This window comes from Enterocloster sp. OA13, assembly GCF_022440595.1.
In the GTDB taxonomy this organism is placed as follows: domain Bacteria; phylum Bacillota; class Clostridia; order Lachnospirales; family Lachnospiraceae; genus Enterocloster; species Enterocloster hominis.
Genome location: NZ_JAKNTF010000001.1, coordinates 5,752,281 through 5,770,506 on the forward strand (window position 1 = coordinate 5,752,281; position 18,226 = coordinate 5,770,506).

The following is an 18,226-nucleotide window of genomic DNA, read 5'->3' on the forward strand; positions in this document are numbered from 1 at the left end:
TAGAAAAAGGACGTGTGCAGTCCCATGGCCGGGAATGGCCTGGTGGGGGCTGCACACGTCCTTTCTTTTTTATGCTGCTGGTTATCCTGGTGATGACCGGCACATTTAATTACAGGTAAATGTCATCCTTCCTTCTGCTGCAGCAGCTTCATCTGGGACAGTTCCCTGACCACGAATAGGAGAGCCAGGGCAGCGGCCATCAGGTCAGCCACCGGCGCAGAGTACATGACGCCCTCAATACCGAAAATCAGGGGCAGGATTATGATCAGGGGCAGAAGGAAGATGATCTGCCGGGTAAGGGAGATGAAGATACCCTTGGCTGCCTTACCGATGGAGGTAAAGAAATTGGCTGTAATGGGCTGAAGCCCGTTTAAAAATGTGAAGAACAGGAAAATACGGAAGTACTGCTCCGCAAAGTGGAAGTATTCCTCGCTTCCTGAACCGAAAATACCGATGATCTGGCGCGGTATCAGCTGGAAACATAAAAATGAAAAAGTTGATATGACCGTGGCAATGCACACCGCCTTCAGGTAAGCCTCGCGCACACGCCCATAGTTCCTGGCCCCGTAGTTATAGCTGACAATGGGCTGAAGTCCCTGGGAAAGGCCGATGACCAGGGAAAAGAATATCATGTTTACCTTGGTAATGATACCTGCACAGGCCAGGGGGATCTCGCTGCCATAATGGGACTGTGCCCCGTAATAGCGAAGGGTATTGTTCATCACGATCTGTATCACCATCATGGCCATCTGGTTAAAGAAGGGAGCCATGCCCAGTGCGGCAATGGCCTTTATATGGGACGGCAGGGGCCTGAGGGAGCCAAGGGACAGGTGCACGGTCTTAAAACGGGTCAGATACCCGATGACCATAAGGCCGGATACAATCTGCCCGATGATGGTTGCCAGCGCGGCCCCGGCCATTCCCATATGGAAACCGAATATGAACAGGGGGTCCAGAACCGTATTGATGACAGCGCCTGCAAGGGTGCATATCATGGAGTACCTGGGGCTTCCGTCCGCGCGCACCAGGTTGGAGCCTCCGGTGGCAAGGATCAGGAAGGGGAATCCAAGGCTTGTGATACCCGTATAGGTAAGGGAGTAGTCAAGCACCTCCGGGGTGGCGCCGAAGAGGACCATCATGGGTTTTAAGAAGAGCCGTACCACCAGGCAGAGGATCAGGCCGATGGCAAACAGCATGAAGATGGAATTGCCCGCGTACCGCCGGGCCTCCTCCTTTTCACCGCGTCCCATGGCGAGGTTGAAGTTGGCGGAACCGCCGATTCCGCACATAAGGGAAACCGCGGTGCAGGTGATGGTCAGGGGAAATGCCACATTGGTGGCCGCATTGCCCAGCATGCCCACGCTTCTTCCGATAAAGAACTGGTCCACGATGTTGTACAGCGCGCTGACCAGCATGGCGATGATGCTGGGAATGGCGAAGCGGGCCAGAAGGGTGTTGATGGGCACGGAACCCAGGGGATTATTGTTTGTTTTTTCTGTTGGTGCAGATGTCATTCTTGTTACCTCATCTTTCGTCGGGGATATTGGCAGGAAAATGAATCGGCATCATGCCGGTATCCCCATAGGAATAAAAGACCCCCTGTCAGAAAGCAGGTGACAGGGAGTCACATGTATAATAAGAAGTATACTACTTTTTTTGAGATAGAGTCAAGATGTTATGGAAGGAAAAGATACGGATTGGAGGAGGCTCTAAAAACCTCATCCAATCCCGCCAAATACAATACCAAGAATGAATACAAGTACGGTTAATCCGCAGAACACATATCTGGCCATGAAGGAAAACCATTTCCCCGGCTCCTTTTTCCGCCCTTTTTTCACCTCATCCCGGACATGATCCCATCCGCATACCCAGAAAAACATGATGCCGGCCAGACCCGCGCCAAGGGGACAGATATAGATGGACACAAAATCCATCCATCCAGCCACCATGCCCTGGATGCAGATCCCTATGACGAACGCAGTTGCTGTCATGACTGTTACGGCGGTCCTCCGGCTCATGCCAAACTGCTGTTCCATGGTTGCGATAGGCGCTTCAAACAGGTTAATCAGGGATGAAATCCCTGCAAAAAGCACAGCCACGAAAAATACGGTAATCAGGATATTGCTTCCTGGCATGGACTGGAACAGGTTGGGCAGGAAGATGAATATCAGACCGGGACCGCCCTGGTCCAGCTGGGAGCCTGCGGTTGCCATGGCCGGGATGATGACAAAGGCCGCCAGGAGCGCCGCCAGGGTATCAAATAATGCCACTTTCCAGGCAGCGCCCATAACATCCTCGGTATCTTCCAGATAAGAGCCGTATATCAGCGTGCCGTTGCCTGCAAGGGAAAGGGAAAAGAAAGCCTGTCCAAGGGCAAACACCCAGGTCATGGGGTCCAAAAGCCCGTTCATGTCAATCCGGAAGATATACCGGTACCCCTCCGCTGCATGGGGCTGGAAGGCCATGTACACGGCCAGCCCGAAAAACATGAAGAAGAACAGCGGCATGATGATTTTATTAATCCGTTCAATTCCATTAGAGATGCCCAGGACCATGATGATGAACGTTATGGCAAGCCCTGCTGTCTGCCACATATTATTGCTGAAGGCAGAGGCCATTGTCCCGAATGCAAGACTGAAGCCATCTACGCTGCCGGGCGCCAGGGTGGCCCCGGTAAATGCGCCGGCGCAGTATCTGAGTATCCAGCCCACAATCACAGAATAGCCGATGGCCAGCGCCAGGGAGCCGATCACAGGGATGTAACCAATGGCTTCCCCTAACCGCCTGTTATTCCAGCGTCTGGCCGTTGCATCCCCAAACGCGCCTATAGGCCCGGAACGGGCCGCCCTTCCAAAGGCCATTTCCCCGATTACCCCTGATAGTCCGATGATGATGACAAAAAAGAAATAGGGGAGAAGGAACGTCCCGCCTCCATATCTGGAAACCCTGGTGGGAAACATCCATATATTGCCCATGCCCACGGCTGAGCCGATACAGGCCAGGATGAAGCCCCATCTGGATTTCCAGGAATCCCGTCCAGGGTCTGAGTTTCTTTGTATGCTGTTCACCTGTTACCTCCCTTAAATATAGTCGGATATTTATTGTAGAACAAAATAGATGCCTTGTCCATGTTATAATAACCCATTTTCATGTAAATGTACGTTGGATGCATGGAAGAGAAAAAAGACATGGGCTTCAGACTATGAATTTTGGTAATTATAACGATAAAATAATTGAATTGTTATATTCATTTATCTATATTGACAATACTATTCTATATAGCTATAATTTTAATTAAATAATAACTAAACCATAGAAAAAAGTTATTAATTGTAAAAAAGGAGGGGGATATGAAACTAACAATCATACAACTTCTGGCAGATGATATCAACCGTTTTCATAACACATCTGACAGGATTCAGCAGAAAATCAGGGAGGCATGCCAGAGCGGCACGGATTTGATCCTCTTGCCGGAATGTGCATATCCGGCTTACATGATAGGCATGGAGGAAGAGCCGGAGTCCCTGAGGAATATACCCGGGTTTTTAACAAGGATGTCGGAACTTGCAGCAAAGAACCGGGTGTACCTTGCGGTTGGGACGGCCATGTCTGAAGGCGGTTCTCTTTATAACGGGGTTGCCGTATTTAACAGAAGCGGGGAAATGATTGCAAAAGCTTATAAATCCAACCTCTGGCATTTTGATGGAAAGTGGTTTTCCCAAGGGGAACCAGGCTGTGTATTTGAGACGGAGTTTGGGAAAATCGGAGTCATGGTCTGCGCGGACGGACGCATCCCGGAGATTGCCCGGATACTGAGGTTAAAAGGCGCCGGGCTGATCCTTGACGCGGTGAACCTGGTTGCATCTGCCAGTACCCCGGACCAGCTCACGAACCAGCAGTACCAGTTCATGCTGCAGGCCAGGGCAAAGGAAAACGGGGTATACATAGCGGTCTGTGATAAAGCAGGAATCGAAAGCAGCACCGTCACCTGCCTGGGCCGCAGCATGATTGTCACCCCAGACGGTGATATCGCGGCTGAGTGTTCACCGGATAAGGAAGAAATGCTGACGTATGAACTGGAGCTGGAGGAAGTGCCGCCCCTTAGAGGACGCAGGCCGGAGCTTTACCCTATATTGGCGGAACCGGTCCGCACACTGCCGGTCACGGCTGTGATTGAGCGTCCTTACAGGCTTTCGGACCTGGAGTGTTTTACGGCCGTCATCCGGTTTGACTGTACGGATGAAGCCGATTACGCGGAGAGGGCCGTGGATGGGATCAGGCGCGCCGCCATCCTGGATTCCAGACTGGCGGTATTGCCGGAACTGAAGGAAGGCATGAGGTTTAACGCCGGGTTGCTGAAGTATCTTTGCAGCCACATGCCGGATGATATCTGCGCCGTAACAGCGTATGGCACGGATGAAGGGGGACGGAAGGCAGTGGTGTTTGGCGCGGATGGCATCAAGGGGGAGCTTCCTGCTTCCCATATAAATGGAAGTGAGGATGTGGATGAAATCCGTGTGCTGGAATTATTCCCGGGCTGCTGTGTGGCCGCCGTATTCGGGGAGGAAATGGAAATCCCGGAGATTGCCCGCGTTGCCATGTTAAAAGGAGCAGATATACTGATTTGGTTTGACAGGAAGAACACTGCGGATACCATGAAGATGATGCAGACAAGGGCAGCTGAGAATAAGGTCTTTGTCCTGCGGACCACCCCGGCTGGAAGCATGGACGTAAGCCTTGGTGTGAACCCGGACGGAGGTAAGCTGTTTACCACCTTCTGCACCGTGGAACAGACTGCTTCCGGCATGCTCCATACGTCCCTCAGTAAATCCAAGGAAGTGGTACCCGGCACCAATATTGTTTATGGAAGAAATCCAAACTATTATAAGGAGTTAACAATATGAACAGAGAATTATTAATTGCAAATGCACTGGTGGTTTCATCAAAAAGCTGCACTCCGGCAGACATCCTGGTTTCAGATGGGAAAATAGCGGCCCTGCTGGCGCCTGGCAGCGGCTGTGAGGCGGAAAAGGTAATTGATGTAAAAGGGCACCATGTGATGCCTGGCTGTGTGGACGGACATACGCACATGATGGATCCCGGCTATACGGACCGTGAAGAATTTGAGACAGGCACCATGGCTGCCGCGGTAGGGGGCATCACGACCATCGTGGACCATCACCGGACGCTTCCAGCCGTGTATTCCGTGGGTCCCCTGCTTGAGAAGATTGATTATCTGAACGAAAGGGCATGTGTGGATTTTGGCCTGAAGGGCGGCATTTCCCCGGACAATGTGGAAGAGCTGCAGGCCATGTGGGATGCGGGAATCACAGGATTTAAGACATTTACCTGCAATCTCCATGGGGTAAAGGCCATGCACACGGCGTTCCTCATGCGCAGCTTTACCGAGGTTGCACGCATGGGCGGCACGGTATTGATCCACTGTGAGGATGACGGCATTTGCCAGTATAATGAGGAGGTCTTAAAGGCGGCAGGCCGGACAGACTATCATTCCCAATGGGAATGGCGTTCCAAACTGGCGGAATATGTAGCGGTCCAGACCGTTATTTCCATTGCAAAGGAGACCCGCTGCAGGGTCATCATCGCCCATGTAAGCCAGCCGGACCTTCTGACCCAGCTTCGGGAGGCCCGTGAGCAGGGATATGAGATTTATGCGGAAAGCTGCCCCCATTATTTCAACCTTACGGTTGAGGATCTGGAGAAAAAGGGGCCGTGGGCAAAGTTTACCCCGCCTATGAATACGGCAGAGAATCAGGCGCTTCTATGGAAGAAGTTTGACCAGGGCTTTGTGACCACCATCGGTTCTGACCACTGTCCTTATCCCAAGGAACAGAAGGTGCCGGGAGAAACGGATATATGGGATGCGCCCAATGGGATTCCCGGGATTGAGACATCCCTGCGCCTGATGCTTAACGGAGTCAGTGAGGGCAGGACGAGCATTAACCGGGTCGTGGAATGCATGTGTGAGAACCCTGCAAAAGTCTATGGACTCTTTCCGCAGAAAGGACAGATTGCAGTGGGGGCTGATGCCGATATGGTGGTCCTCGACATGGACAGGGCGGAAATGGTCAGCAATGATAAGATTGTCTCAAAGTGCGGATGGTCACCATTTGACGGGAAGGTACTTAAGGGGTTCCCGGAGCTGGTATTTGTGCGCGGCAGACTGGTTGGGGATAACGGGACCTTTGTAGGACAGAAGGGTTATGGAAGGTTTGTAAGGCGCATTCAATCCTGTATGAAGTAGTCACATATAAATATTAATATAACATGAGGAGGGTTACAATGAAAAAAAGGGTTTTGGCAGTTTTATCAGTTTCTTTAGCAATGACATTCTTCCTGGGCGCATGCGGCGGCAGCGCCAAACCGCAGACAGAAGCACCGGCATCCCAGGGAACGGCTGCTGAGGGCGGCGCTGAGACAAAGGCTCCGTCCGGAGATAAGATTGTCATGAAAATCAGCCACGTATCCTCACCAGGCAGCGCCCGCGACCTGGGATGCCAGAAGCTGGCAGAGGTGGTGGAAGAGAAGACAGGCGGCAGGGTGGAGGCGCAGATTTACCCATCCTCCCAGCTGGGAGGACAGAGGGACCAGGTAGAGGGCGCGCAGTTCGGCACAATTGAGTGTGTGGTTGTTCCCACCGCTTATCTGGGCGGTACCTGCCCCATGATGACCTTATTGGATACGCCGTATCTTCTGCCGGATGACCCGGAACAGCTCTATGAGCTTTATCAGTCCGATGCAATCAAATCCCTTAGGGACACCACCACGGAAAAGGGCATCCTGACCATGGCAATCTGGCAGACCGGTTATAAGGTGTGGTCCGCCAACAAGCCATTGCTCGACCCGGCTGAGATGAAGGGGCTTAAGGTCCGCGTGATGAACTCGCCGATTCTTTTTAAACAGGCGGAAGTGCTGGGCGCTACCGGCATCACAATGGATTTCGGGGAGACTTACGGTGCCCTTCAGAATAAGGCGCTGGATGGACAGGAGAATCCTATCGATACCATTTATGATATGAAGTTCCATGAAGTGCAGACGGATATTACAAAGACCAACCATTCAGGTCTGGACCAGGTTGTGCTGATTAATAAGGCATGGTTTGATGGACTGGATGCGGATATACAGGAAGCAATCACGGAAGGCGTCAGGGAGGGCGGACGCGTCTGTCTTGAGGAAACCCTTGCACTGGCTGAAAAGGATGAAAAGCTGATTGCGGATACCGGGAAAACAGCAATCCATGAGCTGAACGATGAGCAGAAAGCAGCATGGCGCACAGCCATGGTTCCGGTACAGGAATATGCCCGCACCAGCCAGGGCGCGGAAGGCGAGAAGATTTATGACGCCATAGTGGCTGCCAGAAAAGAAATTACCGGGGAACAGTAAACATGATATGACCGGGCATCTGAAAATGCTGCCCGGTTTTTTAAAATAAGGGAGAATTAGGAATGGACACTCTGGAGAAAAAAAGTGTTCTGGAGCGTATTGACTGTGCTACAGAACAAATAGAAAATGTAGTTATGAGTCTGGGTCTGCTTACTATTTCCGGGATTGTGTTTGCTAATGTGATTGCGCGTTATTTTTTTCAGACCGCATTCGCATGGTCTGAGGAGCTGGCCCGGTATGTGGTGGTCTGGGTAACCTTCTTTGGAATCAGTTCCTGCGCCAGGTATCATACACATGTGGGCGTGGACCTGTTGTCTAATTTTTTGAAGGGCAGGGCAAAGCTGGCTTATCAGGCCCTTATCTGCCTGATCAGTGTGGGCCTGTCTGTTTATATGACGTATATCAGCATTGGGTTTACCATCATGCAGTATAAAGGCGGCAATACCAGTATTGCCATTGCGATTCCAATCTGGCTGATCTATCTGTCCACGAATATTGGATTTGGCCTGATGTCGTATGTATACCTGCGTAATTTCATGAAATTATGCAGCGGCTTCAGGGCAGGAAAGGAGGAAACGGAATGTTAGCGGTCTGCGGTGTGCTTTTTTTGGGGCTTCTGATTCTTGGGGTACCTATATTCATGTCCATGATAATCCCATGTCTGGCGGCCCTGCATATGAATTTCCCGGGTATGGACATGGGCCTTACCATACAGCGTATGGTGGGCGGGATTGATACATTTTCCCTGCTGTCCATCCCGTTCTTCATGTATGCGGCTGATATCATGTCCAAGGGGGATATCGGACATAAGCTGGTCAACTTTGCAAATAAGCTGGTTGGACATCTGCCAGGTGGGCTTGCGATTACCACGGTTGTCACATGTACGATTTTCGGCGCTATTTCAGGCGCAGGACCGGCAGCTATCGTGGCAATCGGCTTAATCCTTTATCCGGCGCTCTGCAAGGACGGATATGACCCTGATTCCGCCATTGGATGCATTACTGCAAGCAGTACGCTGGCAATGCTGGTCCCTCCCGGGATTGCAATGATCCTTTATGGTGTCTCGGCAGGCGCTTCGGTAGGAAAGCTGTTCATGTCAGGGCTTTCGGTGGGCGTCTTGATTGCCATTGTTTTCAGCGTCTATGTCTGTATCGATGCAATCCGTAACAAAATACCACGTCAAAAGCCGGCTACCTTCAAGGAAGTCTTACAGGCAACCGGGAAAGCGTTCTGGGCATTGGGGCTTCCGGTCATCATCCTGGTAGGAATCTATGCAGGGGTCATGACGCCTACGGAAGCGGCCGCGGTGGCGGTTGCATATGTGCTGGTAGTGGAACTATTCATTTACCGCTCCATCACACTTAAGGATGTATTTGAAATCGGCATCACATCCGGGCGGATGGTTGCCATGATATTCATCCTGATTGGAGCAGGTTCCCTCTTATCCTGGATCTTGACCGCGGCCCAGGTGCCTCAGAAGATTGTGGCATTGACCTCAGGGACATCCAGTTACGTTATCCTCCTTATCATCAACCTGCTGTTCCTGGTAGCCGGCATGTTCATGGATCCCAATTCCATTGTCATCGTGCTGACGCCCCTGGTGCTTCCCATGGCACAGGTCATTGGGCTTGATACGCTTCACCTGGGCATGATCATTGTATTAAACTGCGCAATCGGCATGCTGACGCCGCCGTTCGGACTGAATATTTTCGTGTCGGTGGGAACCTTTAACCGTCCATTTGAACGTGTGGTAAGACCTCTGTGGCCGTATATATTCATGATGCTTTTCATATTGGTACTGGTTAATCTGGTTCCGGCAATCAGCTTATGGCTGCCCAGCCGGATGGCCTGACTGGCGGGAGGGGGATTTTCTGAAGCCATTCATTGACAAATGAAAGGTCAGATGTTAGGATGGATGCAAGATAAGGATGGTGGGCCATTTGGATATCAAACAACTCCGGTATTTTGTTGGTATTGTAGAGGCGAACGGGTTTTCCGAAGCAGCGAAAAAACTGTATGTTTCCCAGCCTACTCTCAGTAAGGCCATGAAGCACTTAGAAGAAAACCTGGGAGTGCAGTTGATTTACATGTCAGGAAAAAAAGTGCAGATTACTGACTGCGGCAGACAGCTTTATGCCATGGCGAAGGGCGTGATAGAACAGCATGATTCTATTTTCCGTGCCATGCATGACCTGACAAGCCTGCAGAAGGGCGTGATCCGTGTGGGTATCCCGCCTATTATAGGAACCTGCGTATTCCCAAGCCTGATTGCAGGATTCATAGGACTGTATCCGGGCATTGATTTCCAGATTGACCAGCACGGTGCAAAGCATATCCAGTTACTGGTGGATAAGGGCGAACTGGATGTGGGTTTTACCATCTGTCCGGTCATCACCGGCGCATTTGACGTGGTGCCGGTTGTGGAGGATAAGAATGTCCTGGTGGTGAGCACACAGCACCAGCTGGCCGGATGTGACAGTGTCAGATACGAGCAGCTGCGCAACGAAAAATTTGTGCTGCTGGGTGAGGAGTATATGCTGAACAGTAACATCATCAACGGATGCAGGGAGGCGGGATTCGAGCCACGCGTCCTGGTAGAGGCATCCCAGTGGGACTTTATCGTCCAGCTGGTTAAGATTAACATGGGCATCTCCATCATCCCGCGGCGTATTTTAGATATGTACCCGGAGCCAAGTATAGCGCAGGTGGATATCGAACACTCCTCCTCCCTTTGGAGGGTCGTGATGATTACCAAGAAGAACCAGTACCTGTCCTTTGCGGTGCAGACCTTCGTCACTTATATGAAGGAGCAGGCCACCTCCATATTCCATCCGGAATTTGACTGTGAAATCATCCTGAACCCCTGATAAACCGGGAAGTCCGGCAGGTAATTATATTATCTGCCGGCCAGCCTGGTTTTCTTTTATCTGAAACGGTATCTTTTATTCTTTTACAAACTGCTTGTCAAACTCAGCGTTAAAATAATAGAAGTTCTTTTCGTCCAGTTTGGACTTGATTTTTTCCAGCGCCTCCCCGAAACGCTGGAAATGAACCACTTCCCTGGCGCGCAGGAATTTAAGGGGTTCGCGTACTTCCGGGTTTTCGATGACACGGATCAGGTTATCATAGGTGGTCCTTGCCTTCTGTTCCGCGGCCAGGTCCTCGTGGAGGTCCGTGATAGCGTCGCCCTTGGACTGGAATTCGCAGGCATTGAACGGCACGCCGGCTGCGGCGGTTGGCCACAGGGCCGTGGTATGGTCAATATAGTAGGCGTCAAAACCAGCGGTTTTTGCCTGTTCAGCGGTCAGGTTCTTGGTCAGCTGATAGATAATGGCGCAGATCATTTCCAGATGGGCAAGCTCCTCTGTACCAATATCTGTCAGCAGTCCGCCTACCTCCTTGCATGGCATGGTGTAGCGCTGGGAAAGATAACGCATGGATGCGGCAAGCTCTCCGTCAGGGCCGCCGAACTGGCTGATGATTAAAGACGCTGTCTTAGGGCAGGTCTGGGTGATTTTTACGGGAAACTGTAACCGTTTTTCATAAGTCCACATGGCATGGCACCTCCTTAATTGTTTTGGATGTCCCAGGGCAGAGGTCCGTCAGACCAGGTGAAATGTTTCTGTCCGGGGTATTTTGTGTGGGATTCGGATTTGTTGTTGGTATCAGGGCAGACACAGTTTAAGGTCAGGGGTTCATATTCCTTTGCAAATGTGTCCAAAAGCTGCCTTCTCTTTGCCATTGCCTGGCTGAATTCCTCCAGGGCGCTGGCGTCTGTCGGATGGGTATCCAGATAAAGGTTTAAGTCATTGACAACAAAACTGATTTCATTAATCTGCTGAAGCAGGGTACAGCGGTCAGACATGTTTTTCACCTCCTACTAAGAAGAATGGCAGGTCCAGACATGGGAAGATGGTTCCCTGTTTCAAGGCTTTTGCCGGCTCATACGGTGTTTCCCAGGGCTGCATGGGAACGGTGGCGATTGCTAACTGGACACCAGGGCCGGGAGCAGGAAGTTCCTTGCCGCATCCGCATTCGGATGCAGGTACGTTTGATCCACAGCTGCATAAATTCATGAATAACACTCCTTTCTGTTAAAAAAAATGAGGACATGGTTCAGCCACTTTCTGGCTTCATGATTAGTATGGGCATGAAACGGATTTTTAGAGCCATTAAAATATGACAGTATAACCATAAATAAGCGGTATGGAAATTTGAATACCTTATTAAATTAAGGAAACGAGACAAATATATTATTAAAATTAATTTTTAACTTAATATAGTTAACAAAACAAATAGTTTCCCAAAGTATTTTCTTTTGAACCGGAACGTGCTATGATCCAGGTATACAGATGGGCGTCAAGGGGAGGCATGGGCCGGGCGCCTGTCAATACAAGATTGCGGAAGGAAGGTATCAAATGGTTACCAGGAAGGAATCTGATTCCATCGGCACGATGGAGGTGCCGGTAAAGGCGTATTACGGGGTGCAGACGCTGCGGGCAAAGAATAATTTCCATATTACGGGAAGACCGCTCCACGGGGAGTTTATCAGGAACCTGGCCAGGATCAAGAAGGCGGCTGCATTTACCAATATGACAGCCCATGTGCTGGATGAGCGTGTGGGGAATGCCATCGTGGCGGCATGTGATGAAATCATAGGCGGGAAGCTTCACGGGCAGTTCATCGTGGACGCCATCCAGGGCGGGGCCGGGACCTCTGCCAATATGAATGCCAACGAGGTGATTGCCAACCGGGCAATTGAGATCCTGGGCGGGACAAAGGGGGACTATTCCATTGTCCATCCCAATGACCATGTGAACATGGCCCAGTCCACCAATGACGTGATACCCTGCGCCGGCAAGCTGACCATCCTGGGCCTGCTGCCCGGCCTTCTGGATGAACTGGAACGGCTGCAGAAAGCCCTTCACCAGAAATCCATTGAATTTGATGATGTGGTGAAGATGGGGAGGACACAGCTTCAGGATGCGGTCCCCATCCGCCTGGGGCAGTCCTTTGAGGCATATGCGGCAGTGATTGGAAGGGACATCAGAAGGATCAGGGAACAGATGGATGAGCTTAAATACCTGAACATCGGCGCCACCGCAGTGGGCACGGCCATTAATGTGAACCCTGTCTACCTGTTCCATATCATCCGCAACATCAATCTGGTGTGCCAGACCGAGTGTGTCCAGGCAGACGACCTGTTTGACGCCACCCAGAACCTGGACTGCTTCGTACATACTTCGTCCACCCTGCGCATCTGCGCCGTGAACCTTAGCAAGATATGCAACGACCTGCGCCTTCTGTCCAGCGGGCCAAAGGCAGGGCTGGGGGAGATTAACCTTCCGCCCAGGCAGAATGGCTCGTCCATCATGCCGGGAAAGATTAATCCTGTGATTCCCGAAGTTGTATCCCAGGTGGCATTTAACATCATTGGCAATGATGTTACCGTGACCATGGCGGCCGAGGCAGGACAGATGGAATTAAATGCATTTGAGCCTGTGATATTCTATAAGATATTTGAGTCCATCGACACCCTCAAGGGGGCGGTGGAGACACTGATTGACAACTGTATCCTGGGGATTACCGCCAACAGGGAGCACTGCCGCAGGTTGGTGGAGTCCAGCGCCGCCCTTGCAACCGCCCTGTGCCCGGCCCTGGGATACAGAAAGTCGGCGGATATCGCCAAGCGCTCCATGGAAACGGGAGTCCCTGTAAGGCGGATTGTGCTGGATGAGAAGCTGATGACCGAAGCCCAGCTGGACCAGTGCCTTAATCTTAAGGATATGACACAGCCGGGACATCTGGTGGAGTATCATAAGATGGGGGGAAATGCCGGCGGCGGGAAGGACCGTGCGGAGGAATTGGATTAGATGGGCAAAAGAGCTAAAGATTGCTGGAACTGATAAAGAAAAGGCCCATACAGCACAAAAATGCCAGACACTGGGGATGTCTGGCATTTTTGTAATTGTATTGTATTGTGTATAAAGGGGGATAAAATGTGTGAAAGGGGGAGGGCCCTTTCGGTTTTCGCAACAATTCATTTGCTGTATGTCCTCTTGCTTACAGGACATATTATAGGATATTTATATTGCAAAAACCATTGTCATACGCCAAAAAAATATTGCAATCCGCACATTATCTGGTACAATGGACCTAACAGTGAAGGAGCCGTGTGTAAACGGCGGAAAGGACGCGCATTGTACCAGGAGGAAAGCTTTAGGACCAGCGGGGTGATGTATGCCCATACACGCAGTGATGAGGCGGATATGGAGTATAAGATGCACTGCCATGACAGCTATGAGATCTACTATATGATAACGGGTAATGTGGAGTATCTTCTGGAAGGGAGGTCCTATATTCCAAGGCCCGGAAGCCTTATCGTCATCCCTCCCGGATGTTTCCACGGCTTAAAGGTGCTGGACGGGGAAGAGTACCACCGCATACGCGTGCATTTTGTAAGGGAGCTTCTGGGGGAACGGGAGCAGGAGATGCTGCTGAAGCCGTTTGCCCCGGGCTGGTGCTGCTATGAGGAACAGTTCCAGATGGAGTGGTATTTCCATGCCCTTGAGGAGTGCGGTTCCTATGGGAAAGATTTACAGGATATTGCAATTAGCGCACGGTTGCTGTCCATTTTGACTAAGATTTTTGCAATCTGCCAGGACGCATCCGGGACATTAAGGGGAAAGGAAGGCCAGGCCAGGGAGATAATCCGCTATATCAATGAACACCTGAAGGAGCCGCTGACCCTGGAAGGGCTTGCCGGGACATTTTACATGAGTAAGAACCATCTGACCTCCATCTTCAAGCGGGCAACCGGAACAACGGTGGCGCGTTATATACTATACAAGCGCATGGCGGTGGTGCGGGGGGAACTTTCGGCAGGGATACCGGCGGCGGAAGCGGCCTCCAATGCGGGTTTCGGGGATTACTCCAGCTTTTTCCGCGCATATAAGAAGATGTTCGGATGCGCGCCCACGGACAAAGGAGGAGCCGGACTGCCTGAGATGGATAAAAGCAGGGATTTCTGATTACAGACGGAAAAAACATAAAAAACGGATGGTAAGCTTTTAAAGTGATGGTATAATAAAAGACAGTAAACAGTTGCCGGAATATTGCAGACAGACGAGGAAAAAAGAATGGAACATAGGGATTTCACCAAATGCTTTGTATTTCACGATATGGATTGGGTACAGGATATCCTGCATATGTCGGATCTGGGGCTGTGGAACATGGTGACAGACAGGGATATGCGGAATATAAAATTTTATATTGATGGAACCATGGCCAGGCTTCTGGGACTGAAGGAGGACCTGTCCCCTGAGGCGTGCTTTGAGTTTTGGTACAAGCGGATCAACAGGGGGAATCATGCCTATGTAAATGATGTCATGAACCGGATTGTCCATACGGGCAAGCTGTGTGAGGTCCAGTATACATGGAACCACCCTGAGTGGGGGGATATTCCCGTGCGGTGCGCAGGCAGGTCCCGCCAGCTTCGGGACGGGAGAATCCTGATAACCGGATATCACCAGAATATGGCTAACCTGGAGCAGATGAAGCGATGGTCCATGAATGTAAGCTGGGAAGAAGTTTTTGAGTATAATATGACCAGCGGGACGGCCCTTATCTATACGGACCGCAAGGTCACATACGGTACGGAGAAGCAGATACAAGGATTTCCCGAGGTATGGGCGGACTCCGATATGGTCCATCCCGGGTTCAAGGAGACATTCCTGCAGGCATTCCGCGTCCTGCGCACAGGAGGGGACCACGCGCGTTGTGAGGTAAAGCTTAAGAACCGGAATGGGGAATACAGCTGGTTTGCCATGGAGCTGGAGGTCCTGTCATATGAGGAGGGCTGCCCGGAGATTGTACTGGGGCGGTTTGAGGACATCACCAGGCTCAAGGAACTGGAGAACGCCTATATCAGACAGGCCCGGGTCAACCAGCTGCTTTTAGAAGATTCCCTGGCCCATGCCGAGGTGGACCTGACTGGGGACCGGGTGATGCGGCTTTACGGGACCTGGAAGCGCTACCTGGGGCATCTGGAGGAGCACAGTTACAGCAAGCTGCTGAACCTGCTGGAGAATAAAAGCGTCAAGCCTGAGGACAGGAAGGACTTTAAACTGTACTTTGACAGGGAAAGCCTTCTGGCAAGGTTTGAGGCAGGCAGACACAGGGTCTCCATGAATTACAGGCGGCTCTTTGAAGGAGACAGGCTGCGCCGTGTCCAGCTGGCTGTATATATGTATCAGGAACCTGCAAGTAATCACATATTCGGCGTATTCTGCCTGTTGGATAAAGAGGGAAGGAAAGACAGTGATAAAGCGCGGGACAGGGAGGGACAGGAACCCCAGGAGGATGAATTTGCCCAGCTTTTATCAGCAGTAGGCGATGCAGCCTGTCTTATTGACCCTGATACATATGAACTGATAGAAGCCAACCAGGCATATTACAGGATGATCGGCAGGGCAGAGGAAGACTGCCGCGGCCATAAATGTTATGAACTGTTTTATGGAAACAACAGGCCATGTATGTTCTGCAATGGCTTTAACTGGGAATGGGACCGTTTCTCGCTGTGGGAAAACACAGATGCCAGGCAGGGCATAAAGCGTCTGATGAAGACACGCATGGTGGAGTGGAAAGGAATGCCTGCTGTCCTCACCATTGGGGTTGAGGCTGCCTATGATGGCGGGGAGGCAGAACCCTTAAAGAGCGGGCCGGATGCCAGGGCAGAGGTGGCTAATAAGGTGATAAGCTGTATCTATGCCATGATAGAGGCCAGGACCCTGGAGGAGTCCATGAGGCGCCTGATGGATGTGCTGGCGGACCATTATAAGGCCGGACATATCCTTATATACCTTCAGAAGGAAAATGAATTCGGTTATGAGTGCGCCTGCTGCAGGGACGAAAGTAACTGTCCTCCTGTCAGCGGGGACATGGAAAGCCATATACAGGCGTGGCTGGACCAGAACCATCAGGGCGGTGTCAGGGATATTGAGGAACCACAGGATATCCTGCCCGAGTCCTTTGAGCTTTATCAGGATATGGAGCGGGAACAGGTTTCCAATATGGCTGTATTCCCCATAGTCTGTAAAAAGGGGGAACTGGGCTATATAGTGATGCTGGAGCGCAAGGTTCAGGATTCCCTGGATCTGGTTGATATGCTTCTGTATTTTATAGCACAGGAAATCAGTAAACGGCAGGATGCAAAGAAGCTGGAATACAGCATTTATAATGATTCCCTGACCGGGCTTCTCAACAGGAGCAGCTATGACCGGTTCCGCAGGTCCTTTAAGGCGGACAATGTTGTTTCCATCGGCGTCATCATAATTGATATCAATGACCTGAAGTCGGTTAACGATACAAGGGGGACCGAGGCAGGGGATGCGCTGATCCGCCAGGCAGCCGGCATCATAGAGAAGCAGTTTGGCGACTGTGCGGTGTTCCGCCTGAACAGCAATGAGTTTGATATCATAATGGAAAATATATCCTACTCTGAGTTCGAGCACAGGTTTGGCGCCCTTATCCGGGAAATGAACAGCAGGCAGAATCTGTCTGTTTCCGCGGGAAGGGTGTGGGATGACAGGCAGAAGAATCTGGACTGGGCCATGAAGCAGGCAGGGGAACTGATGCGGATTGACAAGCAGCGGTATTATGAGACAAAACCCAGCCTTACCGGTTCCGGGCGCCTGGATTTAATCAAACGCCTGCTTCACAGCATTGAAAGCAGGGAGTTCAGGGTGGTGCTGCAGCCAAAGCTGTATCTGAAGACCGGCACCTGTGCGGGGGCGGAGGCGTTGATACGGTATTACCATCCAGAGAAGGGAATCATCATGCCCTCCAGGTTCATCGGCTTACTGGAGAGGGAGAACCTGATAAGCTATGTGGACCTGTTCGTGTTTGAGGAGTGCTGCCGTCTGTTGGAGCAGTGGGACCAGATAGGGTACAGGGAGCAGGTCCTGTCATTTAATTTCTCCAGGATGACCCTGCTCAATGCAGATATTGTATCCAGCGTGGCATCCATTGCGAAAAAATATGACGTGCATCCCAATAAATTGGAGATAGAGGTGACAGAGAGCATAGGGGAGCTGGGACGGGACATGGTATATAAGGCCCTGGCGGAGTTTAAGAAGCTTGGCTACCGGATATCCCTGGATGATTTCGGCACCAAATACAGCAACATGGATATCCTCTCCGATGTGGAATTTGACGTGCTGAAGCTGGATAAGAGCCTGGTGGATAAGATTGACCGGGATAAGGTCAGCGGCCAGATTGTCAAGCATATCATATCCATGTGCCATGATATGAAGATACAGACCATTGCTGAGGGCATAGAAGAGGAACTGCAGGAAGCGTATCTGAAGAAATGCAGATGCATGATCGGACAGGGATACCTGTATGGGAAACCCATGGAGGTAGAGGAGTATGAGAGGAATTTCCTGATGGGAAAGAATGAGGATTCCCGGCAGTGACCGATACCTGTCCCGCTGATGCGGTCATATCCCATTATCCAAGAGCAGGCATGTCCCGTCATTCAGGCAGCTTGACAGCGCTCCGGGGAGTGGCTATAATATGATGTAATATGTAAGGAAAGGGTGAGTGCAATGTTATTCGGAAAGTTCTGCATTGATTATAGCTCCGCACAATTTAACAGTATGAAACATTGTACGGAGCCTGAAAATACGAAAATGATGTTTGGCAGGGATATTGTTCCAAAACAATAGTTTTGGGATTTCATTTTCGTGTTTTCCAATAGAGATTCATCACTATCTATTTGGTTATTTGGGCGGCAGACAATGTTTGGTCTGCCGCCTTCTGT

The 18,226-nt window shown here is 51.0% G+C and carries 14 protein-coding genes; 9 read left to right on the forward strand and 5 right to left on the reverse strand.

Translation table 11 applies throughout. The features are described 5' to 3' along the window. Window positions 1-122: 122 nt before the first annotated feature. Window positions 123-1,514: an MATE family efflux transporter gene (locus tag MCJ35_RS25755; protein WP_008723228.1), complete on the reverse strand. Its 1,392-nt coding sequence runs from the start codon at window positions 1,512-1,514 to the stop codon at window positions 123-125. 204 nt (window positions 1,515-1,718) lie between these two features. Continuing rightward, window positions 1,719-3,068 (reverse strand): sodium-dependent transporter, encoded by a 1,350-nt coding sequence (locus tag MCJ35_RS25760; RefSeq protein WP_488473307.1) that lies wholly within the window; start codon window positions 3,066-3,068, stop codon window positions 1,719-1,721. A gap of 282 nt (window positions 3,069-3,350) precedes the next feature. Between MCJ35_RS25760 and MCJ35_RS25765 the strand changes: the two genes are divergently transcribed. From MCJ35_RS25765 to MCJ35_RS25790, 6 genes are all read left to right on the forward strand, one after another. Then, the gene (locus MCJ35_RS25765; RefSeq protein ID WP_240299700.1) at window positions 3,351-4,904 is read left to right on the forward strand and encodes a nitrilase-related carbon-nitrogen hydrolase; all 1,554 of its coding nucleotides are present in this window, start codon (window positions 3,351-3,353) and stop codon (window positions 4,902-4,904) included. Next, window positions 4,901-6,265 carry a dihydroorotase gene (locus MCJ35_RS25770; RefSeq protein WP_025484570.1) on the forward strand — a complete coding sequence of 455 codons (1,365 nt, stop codon included), beginning with the start codon at window positions 4,901-4,903 and terminating at the stop codon, window positions 6,263-6,265. Before MCJ35_RS25765 ends, MCJ35_RS25770 begins: the two co-directional genes overlap by 4 nt. Before the next feature lie 38 nt (window positions 6,266-6,303). Next, window positions 6,304-7,404 (forward strand): TRAP transporter substrate-binding protein, encoded by a 1,101-nt coding sequence (locus MCJ35_RS25775; protein WP_025484568.1) that lies wholly within the window; start codon window positions 6,304-6,306, stop codon window positions 7,402-7,404. Between the two features lie 62 nt (window positions 7,405-7,466). Then, window positions 7,467-7,991: a TRAP transporter small permease gene (locus MCJ35_RS25780; RefSeq protein ID WP_025484567.1), complete on the forward strand. Its 525-nt coding sequence runs from the start codon at window positions 7,467-7,469 to the stop codon at window positions 7,989-7,991. After that, window positions 7,985-9,256 (forward strand): TRAP transporter large permease, encoded by a 1,272-nt coding sequence (locus MCJ35_RS25785; RefSeq protein WP_008723239.1) that lies wholly within the window; start codon window positions 7,985-7,987, stop codon window positions 9,254-9,256. The genes MCJ35_RS25780 and MCJ35_RS25785 overlap by 7 nt, the downstream gene beginning before the upstream one ends. Window positions 9,257-9,344: 88 nt before the next feature. Continuing rightward, complete coding sequence (locus tag MCJ35_RS25790; protein ID WP_008723242.1) at window positions 9,345-10,271, forward strand: LysR family transcriptional regulator; 927 nt, start codon at window positions 9,345-9,347, stop codon at window positions 10,269-10,271. 75 nt (window positions 10,272-10,346) lie between these two features. Here the strand turns inward: MCJ35_RS25790 and MCJ35_RS25795 are convergent, their stop codons facing one another. From MCJ35_RS25795 to MCJ35_RS25805, 3 genes are read right to left on the reverse strand one after another with little or no spacing between them, the layout of a single operon-like run. Further along, entirely contained in the window at window positions 10,347-10,958 is a 612-nt protein-coding gene (locus MCJ35_RS25795) for a manganese catalase family protein (protein ID WP_008723243.1), read from the reverse strand. A 14-nt stretch (window positions 10,959-10,972) separates the two neighbouring features. Next, entirely contained in the window at window positions 10,973-11,269 is a 297-nt protein-coding gene (locus MCJ35_RS25800; RefSeq protein ID WP_008723246.1) for a spore coat protein CotJB, read from the reverse strand. After that, window positions 11,262-11,480 carry a spore coat associated protein CotJA gene (locus tag MCJ35_RS25805; RefSeq protein ID WP_008723247.1) on the reverse strand — a complete coding sequence of 73 codons (219 nt, stop codon included), beginning with the start codon at window positions 11,478-11,480 and terminating at the stop codon, window positions 11,262-11,264. The genes MCJ35_RS25800 and MCJ35_RS25805 overlap by 8 nt, the downstream gene beginning before the upstream one ends. A gap of 342 nt (window positions 11,481-11,822) precedes the next feature. Here MCJ35_RS25805 and MCJ35_RS25810 point away from each other — a divergent pair, with 342 nt between their 5' ends. The 3 genes from MCJ35_RS25810 (at window position 11,823) to MCJ35_RS25820 (ending at window position 17,879) form a co-directional block, all read left to right on the forward strand. Further along, a complete protein-coding gene (locus tag MCJ35_RS25810) occupies window positions 11,823-13,277 on the forward strand; it encodes an aspartate ammonia-lyase (protein ID WP_008723249.1) in 1,455 nt (484 codons plus the stop codon). Between the two features lie 327 nt (window positions 13,278-13,604). Continuing rightward, window positions 13,605-14,435 carry an AraC family transcriptional regulator gene (locus tag MCJ35_RS25815; RefSeq protein ID WP_008723251.1) on the forward strand — a complete coding sequence of 277 codons (831 nt, stop codon included), beginning with the start codon at window positions 13,605-13,607 and terminating at the stop codon, window positions 14,433-14,435. Between the two features lie 108 nt (window positions 14,436-14,543). Beyond that, a complete protein-coding gene (locus MCJ35_RS25820; RefSeq protein WP_025484563.1) occupies window positions 14,544-17,879 on the forward strand; it encodes an EAL domain-containing protein in 3,336 nt (1,111 codons plus the stop codon). The last annotated feature ends 347 nt before the right edge of the window (window positions 17,880-18,226 follow it).